This window comes from Flavobacteriales bacterium, from assembly GCA_030584065.1.
Classification (GTDB): Bacteria; Bacteroidota; Bacteroidia; order Flavobacteriales_F; family PHOS-HE28; genus PHOS-HE28.
This window is the reverse complement of record CP129489.1, coordinates 3,556,584-3,577,211: the sequence shown is the minus strand read 5'-3', so window position 1 is coordinate 3,577,211 and position 20,628 is coordinate 3,556,584. Positions and strand designations below refer to the sequence as shown.

At 66.0% G+C, this 20,628-nt stretch carries 19 protein-coding genes; all 19 read left to right on the top strand.

What is annotated here, in order from left to right; all coding sequences use genetic code 11:
- Positions 1–61: 61 nt before the first annotated feature.
- The 19 genes from QY325_14865 to QY325_14775 all read left to right on the top strand — a co-directional run bounded on the left by QY325_14865 (position 62) and on the right by QY325_14775 (position 20,628).
- Positions 62–586 (top strand): ATP-binding protein, encoded by a 525-nt coding sequence (locus QY325_14865; protein WKZ66038.1) that lies wholly within the window; start codon positions 62–64, stop codon positions 584–586.
- A gap of 27 nt (positions 587–613) precedes the next feature.
- Entirely contained in the window at positions 614–1,525 is a 912-nt protein-coding gene (gene gldA, locus QY325_14860; protein ID WKZ66037.1) for a gliding motility-associated ABC transporter ATP-binding subunit GldA, read from the top strand.
- A 7-nt stretch (positions 1,526–1,532) separates the two neighbouring features.
- Entirely contained in the window at positions 1,533–3,056 is a 1,524-nt protein-coding gene (locus tag QY325_14855; protein ID WKZ66036.1) for a hypothetical protein, read from the top strand.
- Between the two features lie 72 nt (positions 3,057–3,128).
- The gene (gene metK, locus QY325_14850) at positions 3,129–4,388 is read left to right on the top strand and encodes a methionine adenosyltransferase (protein ID WKZ66035.1); all 1,260 of its coding nucleotides are present in this window, start codon (positions 3,129–3,131) and stop codon (positions 4,386–4,388) included.
- Between the two features lie 122 nt (positions 4,389–4,510).
- Positions 4,511–5,023, top strand: a complete 513-nt coding sequence (gene rplU / locus QY325_14845; protein WKZ66034.1) for a 50S ribosomal protein L21 — start codon at positions 4,511–4,513, stop codon at positions 5,021–5,023.
- A gap of 54 nt (positions 5,024–5,077) precedes the next feature.
- Entirely contained in the window at positions 5,078–5,344 is a 267-nt protein-coding gene (gene rpmA, locus QY325_14840) for a 50S ribosomal protein L27 (protein ID WKZ66033.1), read from the top strand.
- 105 nt (positions 5,345–5,449) lie between these two features.
- The gene (gene serS / locus QY325_14835) at positions 5,450–6,724 is read left to right on the top strand and encodes a serine--tRNA ligase (GenBank protein ID WKZ66032.1); all 1,275 of its coding nucleotides are present in this window, start codon (positions 5,450–5,452) and stop codon (positions 6,722–6,724) included.
- The gene (locus QY325_14830; protein ID WKZ66031.1) at positions 6,721–7,269 is read left to right on the top strand and encodes a hypothetical protein; all 549 of its coding nucleotides are present in this window, start codon (positions 6,721–6,723) and stop codon (positions 7,267–7,269) included. The genes serS and QY325_14830 overlap by 4 nt, the downstream gene beginning before the upstream one ends.
- Positions 7,266–9,116, top strand: a complete 1,851-nt coding sequence (locus QY325_14825) for a tetratricopeptide repeat protein (protein ID WKZ66030.1) — start codon at positions 7,266–7,268, stop codon at positions 9,114–9,116. Before QY325_14830 ends, QY325_14825 begins: the two co-directional genes overlap by 4 nt.
- Positions 9,113–9,418 carry a DUF4286 family protein gene (locus QY325_14820; GenBank protein ID WKZ66029.1) on the top strand — a complete coding sequence of 102 codons (306 nt, stop codon included), beginning with the start codon at positions 9,113–9,115 and terminating at the stop codon, positions 9,416–9,418. Before QY325_14825 ends, QY325_14820 begins: the two co-directional genes overlap by 4 nt.
- Positions 9,418–10,188: a 16S rRNA (adenine(1518)-N(6)/adenine(1519)-N(6))-dimethyltransferase RsmA gene (rsmA, locus tag QY325_14815; GenBank protein WKZ66028.1), complete on the top strand. Its 771-nt coding sequence runs from the start codon at positions 9,418–9,420 to the stop codon at positions 10,186–10,188. The genes QY325_14820 and rsmA overlap by 1 nt, the downstream gene beginning before the upstream one ends.
- Before the next feature lie 182 nt (positions 10,189–10,370).
- Positions 10,371–13,076, top strand: a complete 2,706-nt coding sequence (locus QY325_14810) for a hypothetical protein (protein WKZ66027.1) — start codon at positions 10,371–10,373, stop codon at positions 13,074–13,076.
- Positions 13,073–14,530 (top strand): hypothetical protein, encoded by a 1,458-nt coding sequence (locus tag QY325_14805; GenBank protein WKZ66026.1) that lies wholly within the window; start codon positions 13,073–13,075, stop codon positions 14,528–14,530. Before QY325_14810 ends, QY325_14805 begins: the two co-directional genes overlap by 4 nt.
- Before the next feature lie 116 nt (positions 14,531–14,646).
- The gene (locus QY325_14800) at positions 14,647–14,886 is read left to right on the top strand and encodes a hypothetical protein (GenBank protein WKZ66025.1); all 240 of its coding nucleotides are present in this window, start codon (positions 14,647–14,649) and stop codon (positions 14,884–14,886) included.
- A gap of 43 nt (positions 14,887–14,929) precedes the next feature.
- Positions 14,930–16,324: a magnesium transporter gene (gene mgtE / locus QY325_14795; GenBank protein ID WKZ66024.1), complete on the top strand. Its 1,395-nt coding sequence runs from the start codon at positions 14,930–14,932 to the stop codon at positions 16,322–16,324.
- 4 nt (positions 16,325–16,328) lie between these two features.
- Positions 16,329–17,276 carry an NAD(P)-dependent oxidoreductase gene (locus QY325_14790; protein ID WKZ66023.1) on the top strand — a complete coding sequence of 316 codons (948 nt, stop codon included), beginning with the start codon at positions 16,329–16,331 and terminating at the stop codon, positions 17,274–17,276.
- Entirely contained in the window at positions 17,263–18,162 is a 900-nt protein-coding gene (locus tag QY325_14785; protein WKZ66022.1) for a glycerophosphodiester phosphodiesterase family protein, read from the top strand. Before QY325_14790 ends, QY325_14785 begins: the two co-directional genes overlap by 14 nt.
- Positions 18,163–18,262: 100 nt before the next feature.
- The gene (locus tag QY325_14780) at positions 18,263–18,961 is read left to right on the top strand and encodes a TetR/AcrR family transcriptional regulator (GenBank protein ID WKZ66021.1); all 699 of its coding nucleotides are present in this window, start codon (positions 18,263–18,265) and stop codon (positions 18,959–18,961) included.
- The gene (locus QY325_14775) at positions 18,958–20,628 is read left to right on the top strand and encodes an ATP-binding cassette domain-containing protein (protein ID WKZ66020.1); all 1,671 of its coding nucleotides are present in this window, start codon (positions 18,958–18,960) and stop codon (positions 20,626–20,628) included. Before QY325_14780 ends, QY325_14775 begins: the two co-directional genes overlap by 4 nt.

Sequence of the window (20,628 nt, the reverse complement as noted above, 5' to 3'; positions counted from 1 at the left end):
ATGACAGGGCCGGGCCGACCGCTGCTGCCCGGCCCGTGATGGAAAGTTACTTTGTCGTCGGATGCGGCGGATCGCGATCGTAGGCCCCGAGAGCAGCGGCAAGACCACGCTGGCCCTGGAACTCTCCGAGCGTCTGGGCGCTGCGGCGGTGCCCGAGGCCGCGCGCGCATTCCTGACCGGGCTCGGCCGGCCCTATGCGGAAGCGGACCTGCTCACGATCGCAAAGCTGCAGGTCGAGCGTGAGGAACTGGAAGCCGACGCCAGCGGGCGGTCCGGCAGCGGCCTGCTCCTCTGTGACACCGACCTGCTCACCATCCGCATCTGGTCCGAGGAGAAGTTCGGCCGCTGCGACCCATGGATCGTGGCGGAGTGCGAGCGCCGCCGCTATGACCTGTGGCTGCTATGCCGGCCGGACATCCCCTGGGAGCCCGATCCGCTCCGGGAGAATCCGCACGACCGGGAACGGCTCTTCGTGGCTTACGCATCTCGGCTGCAGCGGCTCGCAAGGCCCTTCCGGATCATCGAGGGCACGCTTGAACAGCGCCTTGCGACCGCTTGGGCCGCCATCCTGCAGCTGCCTGACTGACCGCTGGGAGCCGACTACCTTCGCCCCATGTCCATTTCCGTCCGCCGGATCACCAAGTTCTACGGTGCCCAGAAAGCGCTCGATGACGCCTCCTTCGAGATCGGAGCCGGCGAGGTGGTGGGCTTCCTGGGGCCCAACGGCGCCGGGAAGAGCACGATGATGAAGATCCTCACCTGCTTCATCCCGCCCAGCAGCGGTGATGCCGTCGTGGGCGGCTTCGACACGCGGACGCACAGCATGGAGGTGAGGCGCCGCGTGGGCTACCTCCCCGAGCACAACCCGCTCTACCTCGACCTGTATGTGCGCGAGCACCTCGACTTCGTGGCGGGCGTGCATGGGCTGCGCGACCGCTCGAAGCGCGTGGATGCGCTCGTGCAGCGCGTTGGCCTGGGGCCCGAACAGCACAAGCGCATCGGCCAGCTCAGCAAGGGCTACCGCCAGCGCGTGGGACTGGCGCAAGCGCTCATCCACGATCCGCAGGTGCTGATCCTCGACGAGCCCACCAGCGGCCTCGACCCCAACCAGCTGGTGGACATCCGCGCGCTGATCAAGAGCCTGGGGCGCGAGAAGACGGTGATGCTCAGCACGCACATCATGCAGGAGGTGGAGGCCATCTGCGACCGCGTGATCATCATCGACAAGGGACGCATCGTGGCCGATGACAAGGCCAGCACCCTGCGCGGGCGCCAAGCCCAAGGGGCGGTGCTCGAGGTGGAGTTCGACCGCTCGCCGCAGGCCAACGAGCTCCTCCAGGTGGCGGGTGTGCTCAACGCGCGGCGCAAGGAGGGCGGCACTTGGCTGCTGGCGCACCCTGCCGACCGCGACATCCGGCCCGCCATCTTCGAGTTCGCCGTGCAGCAGGGGCTGAAGGTGCTGGGCATGCAGCGCAGCGAGCGCGGGCTGGAGGAGGTCTTCAAGGAACTCACGGGCAACCGCTAGGAGGCCGATGGCATTGCGCACGCGCTGGGTGAACCTCCTTATCGCCCTTGCCTTCCTGGGGAGCGCGGCGTGGGTGGTGGTGATCCCCTTCTTCCCTTCGCTCGATGGCTGGACGCACCTCTACACGGCGCGCATGCTGTTCGAGGGCATCCCGGAGGGCGTCTTCTGCCGCAACCCGGGCCTGGTGCCGAATGCGGGCGGGCACATGGCCCTCGGCGCACTGGCCCAGGTGCTTCCGCCGCTGGTGGCCGAGCGGGTATTCCTCGCCGCGCTCATCCTCGGCCTGGGCCTGGGGACCTGGGCCTTGGCGGCAGCCTTCGGACGGCCCAGCCCGCTCATCCTGATGGCGCTGCCCTTCACGGTGAACTTCCTGCTGCTGATGGGCTTCCACAACTTCCTGCTGGGCCTGTCGCTGGCATTGCTCCTGGCCGCCGCGTGGATCTCCCGCGCACGCGTGACCTGGTGGCACACTGCACTGCTCCTCCCTGCTTCACTGGTCATCCTGTACACGCACACCATGGCCCTGCCGCTTTTCCTGCTGCTCTGCGGCGCCCATGAGCTGACGGTGGCGCTCGGCCTCCGCGCCAGGGAGGATGTCCGTTTCGCGCGGCCGTGGCTCGCGCTGGCTGCATTCGTGGCCATGGCGGTGCCGGCCCTCTGGCTCATGCAGCGCTTCGGTACCGGCCAGGCCATCGCCTGGTCGGCGGTCGACCCCCTGGACAACCTGCGCCAGCTGTTCAACCTGCGGGTGCTTGTGCTCTTCGGCGGCGAAGAGGTGAAATTCTCCTATGCGCTCAAGCTCATCCTGGTCGGGGCGCTGGCCGCTGCCGCGATCGGGCGTGCCTCCGCGGAACGCCCTTGGCGGATCGCGGCCGGCGATGCGCTGCTCGGGGCATCCCTCCTCCTCCTCGGCCTCTATTTCTTCCTGCCCGATTCGGCCGGCTTCGCCAGCTACATCACCCTGCGGCTCCAGCTGATGGCACTGCTGCCGCTGATCGCCTGGATGGCACTCCAGCCCGTGCGGCCCGTGGCGGCGGCCCTGCCCGTGATCATGCTGCTGCTGCTGCACCAGGCGCGGCTGGGGCACTACCGCGCCACCGCCGCTCCGTTGGCCTGGGAGCGCGACCTGCTCGCCGAGGCGGCCGCGCACCTGCCGGAGGGAAGCACCGTGCTGCCGATCAACCGCGACGGCAATTGGCTCATGGCCCATGCAGCGCCGCTGCTCACCGTGGAGCGGCCCGTGACGCTCCTGGACAACTACGAGTGCGCCACGGGGTACTTCCCCTTGATCTGGTGCCCGGAGCTGCCGAGGGAGCTGCGCGGGCTCATGGAAGGCCATGTCAACTGCCTCGATTGGCTCGACGCGCACATCCGCTCCGGCGCTCCGCCGGTCATCGATCGCATCGCGCTCTTCGGTCATGGCATTGACACCGCGGCCTGCGACATGCGTGCCCTGCGGCAGGTGCTCGCGGACCACTTCGAGCCCGATCACCGCAACGCCTACGTGCAGGTGCACCGCCGCAGGCAGTGACCGGCAGGGGCAGCCGTGGCCGGCGAATCGGTCAAACCCCTTCCTTTGCCGCCCTGAAATTCAACCGCGCACATGCCTTACCTCTTCACCTCGGAAAGCGTCAGCGAAGGCCACCCCGACAAGGTCGCCGACCAGATCAGCGATGCCCTCATCGACCACTTCCTCGCCTTCGACCCCAGCAGCAAGGTGGCCTGCGAAACGCTGGTGACCACCGGCCAGGTGGTGCTGGCGGGCGAAGTGAAGAGCAAGGCCTACCTCGACGTGCAGCAGATCGCCCGTGATGTGATCGAGAAGATCGGCTACACCAAGAGCGAGTACATGTTCGAGGCGCACAGCTGCGGCGTGCTCAGCGCCATCCACGAGCAGAGCCCCGACATCAACCAGGGCGTGGAGCGGAAGAAGCCCGAGGAGCAGGGCGCCGGTGACCAGGGCATGATGTTCGGCTACGCCTGCCGCGATACCGACACCTTCATGCCGCTGCCGCTGGAGCTGAGCCACCTCCTGCTGCGCGAGCTCGCCGCCATCCGCCGCGAGAAGAACAGCAAGATGCCCTACCTGCGCCCCGATGCCAAGAGCCAGGTGACCATCGAGTACAACGACGACCACACGCCCAAGCGCATCGACGCCATCGTGGTGAGCACGCAGCACGACGACTTCGACAAGGAGGCGAAGATGCTGGCGCGCATCAAGAAGGACGTGATCGAGATCCTGATCCCCCGCGTGATGAGGAAGCTGCCCAAGCGGGTGCAGGCCCTCTTCGGCAAGGACATCAAGTACCACATCAACCCCACCGGGAAGTTCGTGATCGGGGGGCCGCATGGCGACACCGGCCTCACCGGCCGCAAGATCATCGTGGACACCTACGGCGGCAAGGGTGCGCACGGCGGCGGTGCCTTCAGCGGCAAGGACCCCAGCAAGGTGGACCGCAGCGCGGCCTACGCGGCGCGCCATGTGGCCAAGCACCTGGTGGCGGCCGGCGTGTGCGACGAATGCCTGGTGCAGGTGGCCTATGCCATCGGCGTGGCCAAGCCCGTGGGCTTCTACGTGAACACCTACGGCACCAGCAAGGTGAAGAAGACCGACGGGCAGATCGCCGACGTGATCGGCGGCATGAAGGAGTTCGACATGCGCCCCTACTTCATCGAGCAGCGCTTCAAGCTCCGCACGCCCATCTACAGCGAGACGGCCGCCTACGGCCACATGGGCCGCGAGTGCAAGGAGGTGACCAAGACCTTCAGGAACGCCGGCCAGGAAGCTACGGTGAAGGTGAAGCTCTTCCCTTGGGAGGAGCTCAACGCCGTGGATGCTGTGAAGAAGGCCTTCAAGCTCTGAGTGCCCCAGCCGCTGTAGGCCCGTTTGGGGCTTGGGAATCAATCAAATGACGCCTTGCGCACATCCACCTGTTGGTGAGGATCGGAAATAGCGCTACTTTCGCACCCCATTTTCGGAAGACCATGTACGCCATTGTCGATATCGCCGGCCAGCAATACAAGGTTGAGCAGGCCCAGAAGCTGAAGGTGCACCGCCTCGAAGCCGAGGAAGGCAAGCACGTGGAGCTGGATAAGGTGCTGCTCGTGAGCGACGGCAAGACCGTGAGCGTGGGCACCCCCACGGTGGAGGGCGTCCGCATCGCCGCCAAGGTGCTGAGCCATGGCAAGGGCGACAAGGTTCTGGTATTCAAGAAGAAGCGCCGCAAGGGCTACCAGAAGATGAACGGCCACCGCCAGTACCTCACGGAACTGTGGATCGAGGCCATCCTGGGCAAGGGCGAGAAGTTCGACGCCAGCAAGAGCAGCGCTCCCGCTCCCAAGGCGGTGAAGGCCGCCGAGCCCAAGGCCAAGAAGAGCGCCGCCAAGGAGGCTGCCCCTGCCAAGAAGGCCGCCGCCAAGAAAGCCGCTCCGGCCAAGAAGGCCGCTGCCAAGAAAGCCGCCCCGAAGAAGGCCGCCAAGAAGGACGATTCGAAGTAAGCAAGACCATAACGAGCCGCTGGGCCCGGCCCGGCACGTCAGACCCCCTCAGCCATGGCACACAAGAAAGGTGAAGGCAGTACCCAGAACGGACGCGAGTCGCACTCGAAACGGCTCGGCATCAAGATCTTCGGCGGCAGCAAGGCCATCGCCGGCAATATCATCGTGCGCCAGCGCGGCACCAAGCACCACCCCGGCCGCAACGTGGGGATCGGCGTGGACCACACGCTCTTCGCCATGGCCGATGGCACGGTGAAGTTCGAGAAGAAGCGCGGCGAGCGCAGCGTGGTGAGCGTGGTGCCCGCCGAAAAGGCCGAGTAACCGGACCCTACCGATTGCGAAGCCCTTCCGCCCACCGGTGGAGGGGCTTCGTGCTGAACGGCTGCGCCGCACGACCGATACCTTTACCGCGAACGAAGACACGACATGCTGGAGCTGAACTTCCTGAGGGACCGCCATGAAGAGGCCATTGCCCGCCTGAGCAAGCGCAACATCGATGCACAGGGCATGGTGGGCAAGGCGCGAAGCCTGGACGATGAGCGGCGTGCCACCCAAACCGAGCTGGATGGGAGGCAGGCGGAGCTGAATGCCATCAGCCGAAGCGTCGGGGAACTGATGAAGAGCGGCCGCAAGGATGAGGCCGAGGCCGCCAAGGCCCGGAGCACCGACCTGAAGAGCGGCATCCAAGCGCTGAAGGACCGCCTCGAGGCCGCGGAGAAAGCCTTGCAGGAGCACCTGGTCACCCTGCCCAATGCACCGCACCCGAAGGTGCCGGCCGGTCGGACGCCGGAGGACAATGCGGTGGTGATGCAGGAGGGCGCCATCCCCACGCTGGGCCCCGATGCCAAGCCCCATTGGGAACTGGGCGAGGAATACGGCTTCCTGCACATGGACCTGGGCGTTAAGCTCACCGGCGCCGGCTTCCCTGTGTACAGCGGCCAGGGCGCACGCCTGCAGCGCGCGCTCATCGCCTTCTTCCTGGACGAAGCCACCAAGGCCGGCTACCGCGAGATCATCCCCCCGCACCTGGTGAACGCCGAAAGCGCCTTCGCCACCGGCCAGCTGCCCGACAAAGAGGGGCAGATGTACCATGCCACCGTGGATGACCTGTACCTGATCCCCACGGCCGAGGTGCCCATCACCAACCTCTACCGCGACGAGATCGTGGACGCGGACAAGCTGCCTGTGAAGCTGGTGGGCTACACCCCCTGCTTCCGCCGCGAGGCCGGCAGCTACGGCGCCCATGTGCGCGGCCTCAACCGCGTGCACCAGTTCGACAAGGTGGAGATCGTGCGCGTGGAGAAGCCCGAGGACAGCTACGCCGCCCTGGAGGAGATGGTGGAGCATGTGAAGGGCCTGCTGCGCGCCCTGGAGCTGCCGTACCGCCAGCTGCTGCTCTGCGGCGGCGACATGGGCTTCGCCAGCGCCATGACCTACGACATGGAGGTGTACAGCGCCGCCCAGCAGCGCTGGCTGGAAGTGAGCAGCATCAGCAACTTCGAGACCTTCCAGAGCAACCGCCTGAAGCTCCGCTACCGCGGCGAGGACAAGAAGCCCCGCCTGGCCCACACGCTGAACGGCAGCGCGCTCGCCCTGGCACGGATCGTGGCGGCCCTGCTGGAGAACAACCAGACGCCCGAGGGCATCCGCATCCCCAAGGCGCTGCAGCCCTACACCGGCTTCGCGCTCATCACGAAATGACCCAAGGGATACGCTCGGCCTGCAGTGCTGCGTTCGCCACGAGCGCCCTGCTCATGGCCTGCTCTCCCGATCCAGACCCCGCGCAGCTCACCGCCGTGGATCAGCTCATCACCGCCACCGACGGCGCCCTGCTCACCCTGAACGAGCTGGACCGCAACCGCTACCTCCGCGCCGATTCGCTCTTCGCGCTCAGCGAGGAGCGCTTCCGCGCAAGGCTCGCAGACACGCTGGCGCCCGATGCGGCACAGGCCCTGGGCAGCCAGTGGATCGCCCTGCGCCGCGCAGCCGACATGGGCAAGGGCCACGAACGCATCCTCGCCGAGCTCTCGGCCGCCGCTGAGCGGCTGCGGCTGCTCCGCACCGACCTGGCCGCTGGCGCCATCGGCCCCGAGGAGGGGCGAGCGCTCATCGCCGCCGAGCAGCGCCGCCATGCGGAGACCATCGCCGCCGTGCATGCGGTGATGGACAATTACCGGCTGCTGCAGCACGCGTGGGACCGCCGCGACACGGTGGAGGCACTGCTGGCCAACGCACCGCTGCCATGAGAAGGCTCGCGCTCCTCCTGCCCTTGATTCTTTGGGCCCTGGGCTCCGTGGCCCAGCCCGGAACCGATGAGCAGCTGGCTGCGCAGTACTTCCAGCAGGGCGACTTCGCAAAGGCCGTGCTCTACTACGAACGGCTCTACCGCCAGCAGCCCACGGATTACTACTACGAGCAGCTGCTGAAGAGCCACCTCGGCGCCAACGACACGGATAGCGCGCAGAAGCTGGTGAAGGAGCGCATGCGCCGCAACGGCGATGATCCGCGCTATCCCATCGACCTGGGCCGCGTGCTGGAGCTGGGCGGCGATGCCGAGCGTGCGCAGAAGGAGTATGACCGCGCCCTGAAGATGCTGCGCGGCGACCAGGCCGGCGTGCGCTCGGTGGCCAATGCCTTCATCGGCTACAACAAGCTCGACCTGGCGCTCCAGGCCTACGAGCGCGGCCAGCGGCTCGCGCAGGACGGCATGAGCTACCATTTCGAGATCGCCAACCTGCACGGCATGAAGGGCGACACCCCGCGGATGGTATCGGCCTACATGGACCTGCTCACCGCCAACGAGGCCTATGTGCAGGCGGTGCAGAACGCCCTCTCGCGCCACCTGGACTTCGACCAGGCCGATGCCCGCACGGAGGTGCTGCGCACCGAGCTGCTGCGCCGCATCCAGCGCGACCCCTCGCGCACCATCTTCCAGGAGCTGCTCATCTGGATGCTCGTCCAGCAGAAGGACCTGGAAGCGGCATTCGTGCAGAGCAAGGCGCTGGACAAGCGCTTGGACGAGGGCGGCGCGCGGCTCATGGACCTTGCGCGCATCGCGCTGGCGAACAAGGAGCACGGCATAGCCTTCCGCTGCTACGACTACGTGATCGCCCTGGGGCGCAACGATGCCAACTATTTCACGGCCCGCACCGGCGCCGTGAGCGCACGCTATGCCCAGCTCACCGAACAGCCCGAGCCCGCTGCGGAGGCCCTCGAGGACCTGGACCGCCGCATGGCCTCCACCATCGAGGAGATGGGGCTGAACAAAGGCACCCTGCCGCTCCTGCGCGAGCGTGCGCACCTGAAGGCCTACTACATGGAGCGCCCGCAGGAGGGCATGGCCCTGCTGGAGGAGGCGCTGGCGCTGCCGGGCCTCGACGCCAAGACCAAGGGCGAGGTGAAGCTCGAGCTCGGCGACATCCACCTCATCAGCGGCGACATCTGGGAGGCCTCGCTCCTCTACAGCCAGGTGGACCTCGACTTCAAGCACGACCTGCTCGGGCACGAGGCGCGCCTGCGCAACGCCAAGGTCTCCTTCTACACGGGCGACTTCCTGTGGGCGCAGGCCCAACTGGGGGTGCTCAAGGCCAGCACCAGCAAGCTCATCGCCAACGATGCCATGGAGCTGAGCCTGCGCATCACCGACAACCTGGGCGTGGACAGCAATGCCGTGCCCCTCTCCTTCTTCGCCCGTGCCGAACTGCTTCGCGTGCAGCACCTCTATGACCGTGCGCTGCTCACGCTCGATTCGCTGGACCGGGAGTTCCCCCAGCACAGCCTGGGCGACGATGCCCTCTACGAGCGCTACCGGATAGCCATGGCGCGCCACCGCTATGCCGAGGCGGCGCAGCACCTGGAGAAGGTGATCGAGCTCTACCCCATCGATATCCTCGTGGACAACGCCCTCCTCGACCTGGGCCGCCTCTACGAGGAGCGCCTGCAGGACCCGGAGAAAGCCAAGGCGCGCTACGAGAAGCTGCTCTTCGAGCATACCGGCAGCATCTTCGTGCCGGAGGCGCGCGCCCGGTACCGCAAGCTCCGCGGCGATGCACCCGACAGCCTGCCCGAGCAGAAACCGCCCCCGCAGCCATGATCGTCTACAACGTCACCGTGAGCATCGACCACGACGCGCATGATGCCTGGCTGGCGTGGATGCGCGAGGAGCACATCCCCCGCGTGATGGCCACCGGCCTCTTCCTCGACGGCCGCATGTTCAAGGTGCTCGCCGACGACGAGGGAGGGGTCACCTATGCCGTCCAGTACACCGCCGCCGACATGGCCGCCTACGAGCGGTACCGCGATGAGCATGCCCCGCGCCTGCAGGGCGAGGCACACGCGGCGTTCGGCGGTCGATTCCACGCCTTCCGCACCCTGCTTGAGTCCGTGGACCGGTGATGCACGCGGTAACCCCGAAGAAGCATCTCGGCCAGCATTTCCTCAAGGAGGACGGCATCGCGCAGCGCATTGCCGATGGCCTAACCGGTCACGGCGGCTACACCACCGTGATCGAGGTGGGGCCCGGCACCGGTGCGCTCACCAAGCACTTGCTCGCGCGCAAGGCCTTCACCACCACCTGCTTCGAGGTCGACCGTGAATCGGTGCACTACCTGCGCGCGCAATACCCCGGCATCGACGTGCGCGAGGAGGACTTCCTCCGCATGGATCCGGACGGCGTGACCGAAGGCCGATTCGCTGTGGCGGGCAATTTCCCCTACAACATCAGCACGCAGATCGTCTTCAAGGTGCTGGAGCACCGCGACCGGTGCACCGAGCTTGTGGGCATGTTCCAGAAAGAGGTGGCCGACCGCATCCGCGCGCCCCACGGCAGCAAGACCTACGGCATCACCAGCGTGCTGGCCCAGGCCTATTATGATGTGGAGCTGCTCTTCCATGTGGAGCCCGGCAGCTTCATACCGCCGCCCAAGGTGCGCAGCAGCGTGATCCGCATGAAGCGCAACAGGGTGGAGCGGCTGCCTTGCGATGAAGCGCTCTTCTTCCGGGTGGTGAAGACCGCCTTCAACCAGCGGCGCAAGACCCTGCGCAATGCGCTGAAGCCGCTGCCGGAGCTGACCGGCGCCCCGCCGGCTGAATATGCGGGCAGGCGCGCCGAGCAATTGAGCGTGGCGGACTTCATCGCGCTGACGCGGGCCATTGAGCAGGCTTGACCCGCCATCGCCTCGACTTTTCAACAGCCTTTGGATGCGTTGCGCAAGCGCATTAGCTTCACCTATCCAATTCCTGTAACCATGCAGAACGCAGAACGCAGAACGCAGAACGCAGAACGCAGGACAGGGGCAAGGGCAGGTGGCGTCTGACACAAGCTCTCCAATGCTTACTGTTGGCAGGAGTGTCCGGGGTTAGCGCCCAAGTATATGTGCCGCCCGATCCGTATGGGGATGCCGGTCACGGCTTCACGCCACTGCGGCAGCATGCCGGGCAGGTGCTGCGCACCGACGGTACACCCTTGGCGGATTGCGCCTACTACTATGAGCGGACCCCCATCGGGATCTTCCTGCGGAACAAGAGCCTGGTGAGTTACACCCTGGCCGCCTTGCACCACGACAGCACCACCACGGATACCCTCTACCGGATCGACATGCTCATGGGCGACAAGGAGGTGGACCCGGTTCCGGTGGGCCCGGCCTTGGAAGGCGTCACCAATTATTATCTCGGATCATTCTCAGCGGAAGGGGTGGAAGGACACCAACGCGTCGTGTACGAAGAAGCCTGGGAGAAAACGGATATCCATTACTACTATGGAAGCACGGGGCCCCGCATGGCCATCGTCATCCGGCCCGGCGGAACCCCGGCCGATGTGAAGCTGAGCTTCACCGGGCAGGACAGCATCAAAGTCGATTGGCTAGGAGCGCTGAAGGTCCATCTCGCGGACAAGTGGGTCAAGCTGGATCAAGCACTCGCCTTTCAAGTCAACGGCAACGGCCAGGTCGTTCCCGTGAACTGGACGGCGGACTACGTGGTAGAGCCGGGCAATTTCACCGTGGGCTTCGAGTATGAGAGCTACAACCCCGCCTGGCCCTTGATCCTGCAGATCGGATACCCGCCTGCCATGATGGGCGGCGGCCCCGAGCAGCGCAACCTCAACTGGAGCACCTACGCGGGCGGCCAGGGCGGCGATGAACTGGAGTGCGTGGAAGTGGATGAGCAGGGCAACCCCTACGCCTGCGGTTATGTGACTGGCACCTATTTCCCCATTGCAGTAGGCTACACGGAACATACCCCCTTCATCAGCGAACCCGCAGGCTGGTGGAGCGCGGTGATCATGAAGGTGCGTGCTTCCGATAAAGTGACCCAATGGGCCACCTATTACGGTGGCTACGACGGGGGCAAGTGGAGCGCGCGCACCAAGGCGCACAAACTGGCGGTGGATGCCACTGAAGAGAGCAGCGTAGATCATGTGTTCGTGACGGGGAGCACCAATTGCACGGATTTCTTGCCCTATACAGACCCTTCCTCTGTTTTCACAGATGCATTTGCGGAGGCTTATGATGGCGGCACCATGCGCATGTGGGTCGGTGCATTCAGGAAAGAGAACGGCATACGCGATTGGGCCACCACCCACGGGCAATCCGGTGAGGTGAGCTGGAGCGAGCATGGCCTGGCCATCGATGTGGACCCCACGGGCCAGGTGGTGGTGGGCGGGCAGATCGAGACCTTCAGCATCATGGGGGCCTCTACGCCCGATTTCCCCCTTGTCACCCCCACGGGCGCATTCAGCCGCGCCGTTGGCGGCGGCTTCTTCATCGTGTTCGATGCGGACTACGACATCGAATGGGCCACCACCTTCGGTGAATACGATCCGGAAGATGCCTACACCAAGGTGACCGACCTGCGCATCGCGCCTGTGCCGGGTTCGGGCAAGAAGGTCATCTGGTTGACAGGCACCAGTTCCACAGGAACGGGCAGCGCGCTGGATACGCAATCATTGCCCGGCGCCTTCTTCCAATCCAGCTCGAATGGGCCTTCGGCCATGATCGCCCGCATCGACATCAACAACCAGTACCAAGTAGAATACTGCACACGCTGGGGCGATTGGCTGGCGGAGGCATACGGCCTTGAACTCACGAGCAAATCGCTCTGGGTGGTGGGCTATACCACCGATACGGAGCTCACCAAGGATCATTGTCCCCATCCGGACGGGTCAGGCGTGCATCACAGCCAGAGCCATGCGGGCACCACCTACGGCCAGGGAGCGGATGGCTTCATCCTGCGCTTCCATTTGGCGCCCTTCGACCTCAACTACGGCACGCTCATCGGGGGGCTGCGCGACGATGTGCTGCTGGACGTGAACAGCCACGACGATAGCCGCGTGTTCATCACCGGCGAGACGCGCAGCGCCGAGGGCTTCAGTACCGACATCAACAGCAGCTACTACTATCAGGATCAGAACGATTACTGGAACCGGCGCGATGCCATCATCCTCTCGCTGGCGGACCAACCGGCACCAGCCATGCTATGGCGCAGCGCATTCGGCGGCGTGCAGAGCGACCGTGGTTGGGGTATTGCCGCATCAGCCACGGAGGTGTACCTGGTGGGCGCCACCGCCTCCCAGCAGACCGATGCGTTCCCGCTCTGGGATTTCGACCCCAACAACGACCTGGACCTTTACCAGGATTGGAACCTGGGCGGCAACACCAGCATATCGATGGTGCCCTTCTATCAGTTCTCGGCTGCCATGGATCATGAGTTCACCACGATCGCGTATCCGGAATTGTTGAGCACCCCGCACGATGGCTTCATCTCCAGCTTCGGTGCGCAACTGTCCGTGGGCCTGCCTGAGGCGGCCATGCCTGCGCAGATGCAAGGCACCCTGCTACTGACACCGTTTGCACAGAGCGCTTGGATGGCGAGCCTGCCTGACGATGAGACCTGGGTAATCCAGGTGTTCGATGCAGCGGGACGCGAAGTCACCTTGGCGGAGGAAGCCCGGCAGCAACATGTGCTCGACCTTTCACCGCACGCGGCCGGTCTATATGTGGTACGCGCAGTTAGCGCATCGGGCAGCTCCCTTCACGCTAAGCTTGCTAGGCGATGAGACGCGGTCTGGTTCTCCTGGGATTAGGTTGGCTGGGCACCATTGCAGCGCTTGCCCAGCCCAACTGGAAGGCCTGTGGACGCGGCACCTTGAATCACCTGGAGGTGCAGACCCTATTCGGGGATTCTGTGAGCAACCGGTTGCTCGCTGGTGGCACGTTCATGTACATCCTGAATCAGAGCGACACGGTGCTCTGCGTGGGTCAGGCCGCCTGGGACGGCATGCGCTGGGATAGTTTGGCACACCGCATACAACCCATTGGTGGCGGGAGCGCCCAACAGACCTTCTGGTTCCTCCGGTTCCAAGATGAACTCTACTCCTGCGGAGGCTACACATTCATGACCGATCAAGGGACGTGGAATACCTCATTCGCCCGCCTGAACGAGGCCACCCAGCGCTGGGAGGCACTCGAGTGCATCAACCCGGCCATGAGCGGCCTGAATACGCTGGTGCAGAAGACCCCGGGCGCCACCAGCATGTACGCCACCGGCTACTCCGAGAGCCTCTGCGGCTACCCCGAGGCCTGCGTGTACCGCTACGATGGCAGCGCCTTCCACGAGTGGGAGCCCTGGGGGCAGATCCCTCCGGCACCGGACAATGGCGACTATGTGGGTTATGTGTTCGAATTCCAAGGCATGACCTACATGACCGGTGGATTCCAGAATCCGATAGGGCCTGGCATCAGGTACTTCATGCGGTTCAATGGATCTGAATGGGAATACGTGCCCGGCTGGGGCAACGCCTACCACATCCGTGATGTGCTCATCCACGATGACGTGCTCTACGTGTGCGGCACCTTCAAGCAGAGCACCGGCGCGCCCGGCAACTTGGTAGCTGCATTCGATGGCCAGAGCTGGAGCGACATGGGCGGAGGGTTGGCCTATCTGGCAGAGGCCGGCGGAGCAACGGCCATGCGCATGAAATGGCACCATGGCCACCTCTACGTGGGCGGAGTCTTCGACCACGCCGGCGGCCAGGCCCTCAATGGCGGGCTGGCCATCTGGGACGGCAGCCAATGGAGCGGGTTGCCGGGCACATTCCACACCCCGCACCCCTTGGTGCCCGACCTGGCCCGCATCCGCGACATGGCCTTCTGGCGTGACAGCCTGTACATCTGCGGCGGATTCGACCAGATCGACGGCCAGCCGATCAACCAGGTGGCCCAATACCTGGGCGCGCTGCCGGGGGGAGGCACGGGCATCGGCGCTTCGCCGCAGGGAGGTTCCGCATTGTCCTGCAGCACCATCGATGGGGGCACCACATGGGTCGCCGACCTTCCCGACGCGCATCCATGGCGGCTCGACATCCTGAATGCGCTCGGGCAAACCGTGCTCACGCTGCCCGCTGTGCGGTTGCGCACCACGTTCTCTCTGCCCCGCGCGGGTCCCGCCGTGTACTTCGTGCATGCTACCCGTGAGCGGGACCGCCGTTCCGCCAAGATCCTGGTGCGGTAAGCCGTGGACCCCGATGCGGCGCCACCCTGGGCTGATCATGGCGAGCACGATCGCAGCCTCCAACCTGCGGACTGCGCTGAAGGGCGGGTATGAACGAGATGAGGAGGCGGCTACCCATGGCCAATAAGACCCCTCCACCACTGGCGCGCAGCGGTTGCCATGCGATAGCGCTCTTCTTCCGGGTGGTGAAGACCGCCTTCAACCAGCGGCGCAAGACCCTGCGCAATGCGCTGAAGCCGCTGCCGGAGCTGACCGGCGCCCCGCCGGCTGAATTTGCGGGCAGGCGCGCCGAGCAGCTGAGCGTGGCGGACTTCATCGCGCTGACGCGGGCCATTGAGCAGGCTCCGAAGGCCTAATTTCGCGCGGCTCCGCAACCGCCATCAGGCCGGGGCACCCGCCATGGCCTTCGATGTCACCAAGCCCCTGCTCGAACGGATCCGCGAGGGCCTGGAGAACGGCCGTGCGCAGGCCATCGTGGCCGACCTGTCGGAGATGCATCCGGCGGATATCGCGGAGGTGCTGGACCAGCTGCGCCCCGAGGAGGCCAACACGCTGTATGATGCCCTGGGCGAGGAGCTGGCGGCCGAGGTGCTGCTGGAGCTTCCGGAGGACAAGCGCGAGGCCATCCTGGGCACCTACACCGGCAAGGAGATCGCCGAGGAGGTGATCGACCAGCTGGACAGCGACGATGCCGCCGACGTGATCGCCGACCTGCCGGAGGACGTGCAGGAGGAGGTGATGGCCAACATCGAGGACGCCGAACAGCGCGAAGAGATCGCCGAGCTGCTGGCCTACGACGAGCACAGCGCCGGGGGGCTCATGGCCAAGGAGCTCATCCGGGTGAGCGTGGAGGGGCGCATGCGCGATTGCGTGAAGGAGCTGCGGGCCCACGGGGAGGAGATCGACAACCCCTATGCGATCTACGTGGTGGACCAGCATGAGCGGCTGGTGGGCATCATCCCCCTGAAGAAGCTGCTCACCACCTCGCTCTTCCAGCCGGTGAAGGACGTGTACGAGCCGGACTTCATCAGCGTGCGTGCCGACGAGGACGCCGAGGTGGCCGCCCGGCTCATGGAGAAATACGACCTGGTGGCGCTGCCCGTGCTGGACGGGCGCGGCCGCCTCGTGGGCCGCATCACCATCGACGACGTGGTGGACGTGATCCGCGAGGAGGAGACGGAGGACGCCCAGAAGATGGCGGGCATGGAGGCGCTGGAGGACAGCTACATGAGCAGCACCTGGCTCGACATCGTGAAGAAGCGAGTGGGCTGGCTCATCATCCTCTTCGTGGGCGAGAGCTTCACGGCCACGGCCATGAGCTTCTTCGAGGACCAGATCGCCAAGGCGGTGGTGCTGGCGCTCTTCGTGCCGCTGATCATCAGCAGCGGCGGCAACACCGGCTCGCAGGCCAGCACGCTCATCATCCGGGCACTGGCCCTGGGCGACGTCTCCATCCGCGAATGGTGGAGCGTGGTGAAGCGCGAATTCACCGTGGGGCTCACCTTGGGCACGGTGCTCGGCATCATCGGCTTCCTGCGCGTGGCCCTGTGGAGCCAGTTCGTGACCGTGTACGGCGAGCACTGGCTGCAGGTGGGCCTTGCGGTGGGCATCTCCCTGCTGGGCGTGGTGCTCTGGGGCAACCTCATCGGCTCCCTCTTCCCGCTCGTGCTGAAGCGCCTGGGACGCGACCCCGCTGTCTCCTCGGCGCCCTTCGTGGCCACCGTGGTGGACGTGACGGGCCTGCTCATCTACTTCGGCATCGCCTCCGTGCTGCTGGCCGGCCTCATGCTCTGAACCCATGCGCATCGGATTCATCGACAATGCGCACCCCCGCCTGGCCGAGCTGCTCACCCGGGCGGGGCACGAGGCGGTGATGCTCCACCAGGTGGATGATGCGCGGCTGGCGGAAGCGCTCCAGGGCATGCGGGGCATCGTGGTCCGCAGCCGCCGCCTGGAAGGCAGCCTGCTCGCCCGCATCGACGGGCTCCGCTTCGTGGCGCGCGTGGGCAGCGGGCTGGAGAACATCGATACCGCCTGGTGCCGCAGGAACGGCATCCAGGTGATGAACTCGCCGGAGGGCAACCGCGATGGCGTGGGCGAAGCCTGCGTGATGCTGCTGCTGGCGCTGATGAAGGCGCTGGTGCGCGCCAACAACCAGGTGCATGCCGGCCTTTGGCTGCGCGAGGAGAACCGCGGCACCGACCTGCGCGGCAAGACCGTGGGCATCATCGGCTACGGCCACATGGGCAGCGCCTTCGCCGACAAGCTGCGCGGATTCGGGGTGCGCGTGCTGGCGCACGACAAGTACCGCAGCGGTTTCGAGCGCGCCGGGGTGCACGAGTGCGGGCTGGAGCGCGTGCTGCGCGAGAGCGACGTCATCAGCCTGCACCTGCCGCTGACCCCGGAGACGCACCACTTCGCCGACCGCGGCTTCTTCCTCCGCCTGGGCAGGCCCATCTGGTTCCTCAACACGTCGCGCGGGGCCGTGGTGCACACCGCTGCGCTGCTCGATGCCATCGATCATGGCCGCGTGATCGCCGCAGGCCTCGACGTGCTCGAATTCGAGCGGCCCGACCTCTCCGGACTCGACCCCGCCATCGACCCTGCCACCCAGCGCCGGCTCCTCGGCCATGACCGCGTGCTGCTGACGCCGCACATCGCCGGAGTGACGCACGAAGGCAAGCTGAAGATGGCCGAGGTGCTCGCCGACAAGATCATCCACGCATTCCCGAATGGCCAAGGCTGAAACCCCGGCGGCCCTGCTCATCGCCGCCCTCCTCCACTCCTGCATGCCCGCCACCCCCGCCCGCCCTGAGGTCCACGGACACCGTGGCTGCCGGGGCCTGCTGCCCGAGAACACGGTGCCCGGCTTCCTCAAGGCCGCCGAGCTGGGAGTCGACTGGCTGGAACTCGATGTGGTGGTGAGTGCAGACAGCCAGGTGGTGGTCTCGCACGAGCCCTGGATGAGCCACCTGATCTGCACCGGCCCCCGCGGCGAGGCCATCACGGAAGCCGAGGAGCGGCAGCACAACCTCTACCGCATGACGGCGGCGGAGATCCGCACCTACGACTGCGGCGGCCTCGAGCATCCCGGATTCCCGGAGCAGGAGCAGCGGCGCGCCCACAAGCCCACGCTGCGCGAGGTGGTGGAGGCGGTGGAGGAGGCTGCCCTCCTGGGCAGCGGCAGCCCCGGATTCAACATCGAGATCAAGAGCGACCCCGCCCTCTACGGCACCTATCAGCCCCCGCCGCCGGAATTGGCCCGGTTGGTCCTCGCCGCGGTGGATTCCCTCGGCATCACCGACCGCTGCATCATCCAATCGTTCGACCCTTCCGTGCTCCAAGCCGTGCATGCCGCGGAGCCCGACATCACGCTCGCCCTCCTCGTGGAGAACACGGATGGCCTGGAGGCCAACCTGCAACGGCTGCCCTTCGACCCTGCCATCTACAGCCCGCATTTCAGCCAGGCGGACGAGGCCCTCACCCGTAAGCTGCGGGAGCGCGGCATCCAGCTGGTGGTATGGACCGTGAATGAGCCCGATGACATCCGCCGCATGGCCGCCCTCGGCGTCCAAGGCATCATCAGCGACTATCCGGACCGCGTGCTGGCCATCCTGGAGGAGGGGGATTGAGCGCGCCAGTGTGATAGTAATACTATCATATCAAACATTTTAACAACCGCATCTGTTATATCAGCTGTCGGATGCGGAACATTTGCACGCAATCCGAGCCATGGATCGACTCCTTCATATGGACGTGCAGGTACGGGAGCGCGTCTTCACCAAGGACCCCTCCTCCACCGAGCTGGGGCACCGCATCATCGGCACCAGCATCCGGCTGATCGATGAGCTGGGCTTCGAGCGCTTCACCATCGGCAAGCTGGCCCAGGCGCTGGGCACCGCTGAGACGAGCGTCTACCGCTACTTCGCCAACAAGCACCTGCTCCTCGTCTACCTCGTGGACTGGTACTGGGCGTGGCGCGAGATCAAGCTGGCATTCGACACGGCGAACATCGCCGACCCCCGGGAGCGCCTGGAGCGCGGCATCCGCAGCGTAGCGGGCGCCGTCACCGAGCGAGGCCGGCACGACTACGTCGACCTGCAGGCCCTCTACCGCATCGCCGTGAACGAGAGCGCCAAGGCCTGGTTCACCAAGGAGGTGAAGCCCGGCGACAAGGACGGCCACTTCGGCAGCTTCGTCCGGCTGAGCCACCGGCTGCGCGACCTAATCACCTCGGCCAAGCCCGGCCATCCGCAGGCGCATGACCTTGCAGCGCTCGTGCTGGAGGGCACCGGCAGCCTGCGCTTCTTCCACGAACAGCTGCCCGCGCTGTTCGGTGCACGCCCCGCCCGCAAGGAACACTCTCCGGACCGGGTGCCCGAGCTCTTCGTGCACCTGGTGTTCGCCTCCATCGATCAGAAACGCCGATGAACGCCCACATCACGCCGTGGCAGCGGCTCACCCGCCTCCTGAAGGTGGACAAGCGCGAGATCACGCACATCTACCTGTATGCGGCGGTGGGGGGCGCCATCGGCCTCAGCCTACCGCTCGGCGTGCAGGCCATCATCAACCTCATCAGCGGCGGCCAGGTGGCCACCAGCTGGGGCGTGCTCATCGCCTTCGTGACCATCGGCGTGGGCTTCACCGGCGTGCTGCAGATCATGCAGATGGCGCTGGCCGAGAACATCCAGCAGCGGCTCTTCGCGCGCAGCGCGCTGGAGTTCGCCTACCGCCTCCCTCGCATCCGGTACGATGCCGCCCAGGGCCGTTACCTGCCCGAGCTGGTGAACCGCTTCTTCGACACCATGACCGTGCAGAAGAGCCTGGCGAAGCTGCTGCTCGACATCCCGCTGGCGCTGCTGCAGATCATGCTCTCCCTGGTGCTCCTCGCGCTCTACCACCCCTTCTTCATCGCCTTCGGCCTGCTGCTGCTGGTGCTGCTCGTGCTCATCTTCCGCTTCACCGGCCAGCGCGGCCTGGCCACCAGCATGGAGGAAAGCGCCTACAAATACAGGACCGCCTACTGGCTGGAGGAGCTCGGCCGCAGCCAGGACACCTTCAAGATGGTGGGCCGCACGCGCCTCCCCATCGACCGTGCCGACGAGCTGGTGGCCGGCTATGCGCGCGCGCGCAAGGCCCACTTCCGCGTCCTGGTGGGGCAGTATTCCGCGTTGGTGGTCTTCAAGGTGATCATCACCCTTGCGCTTCTCGCGCTCGGCGGCCTGCTGGTGATGAACGAGCAGATGAACCTAGGCCAGTTCGTGGCAGCCGAGATCGTGATCCTGATGCTGCTCAATGCGGTGGAGAAGATCATCATCAGCCTTGACCGCGTGTACGACCTGGTGACTGCGCTGGAGAAGATCGGCGCGGTCACCGATGTGGCCCTGGAGCGCTCCGGGGGGCTCACGGTGCTGGACAAGGACCCGGCGGCCGGCCTCGCCGTGGAGACCAGGGAGCTTGGCTTCCGCAGCGGCTGGAGCGGCCGCAACGTCCTGGAAGGCATCAATCTCAGCCTGGCGCCCGGCGAGAAGGTCTGCCTCAGCGGCGCCAATGGCTCGGGCAAGACCACCTTGCTCCGCATCCTGGGCGGAGGCCTGGCGCCCTCGGAGGGCAGCGTGATGCTCGATGGACACCCCATCAGCAGCCTCGACCTGGAGGATGTGCGCTCGATCATCGGGGACTGCCTGAGCGATGACGATGTGTTCACCGGGACCGTGATGGAGAACATCACCGTGGGCCGTGAATGGATCACCGAACCCGATGTGGTGGAGGCCTGCCGGGCCACCGGCCTGATGGACCAACTGGCGCTGCTGCCCAACGGCCTCCTCACGCAGCTCGACCCCGAGGGCGCACGGCTGCCCCGCAGCCTGGTGAAGCGCATCGTGCAGGCCCGCGCGATCGCCGGCCGGCCGCGCATGATCCTGCTGGAGGACAGCCTGCAGGACTGGGAGCCGCGCGAGCGCGAACAGCTCCTGGGCTGGATCAGCGCGCCCGAGCGCCCATGGACCCTCCTGGCCGTGAGCAATGACCCCTGGCTGCAGGGCCGGTGCCGGCGCGTGCTGCACCTGCGCGAGGGCCGCATCGAACCGAAGCCCTGA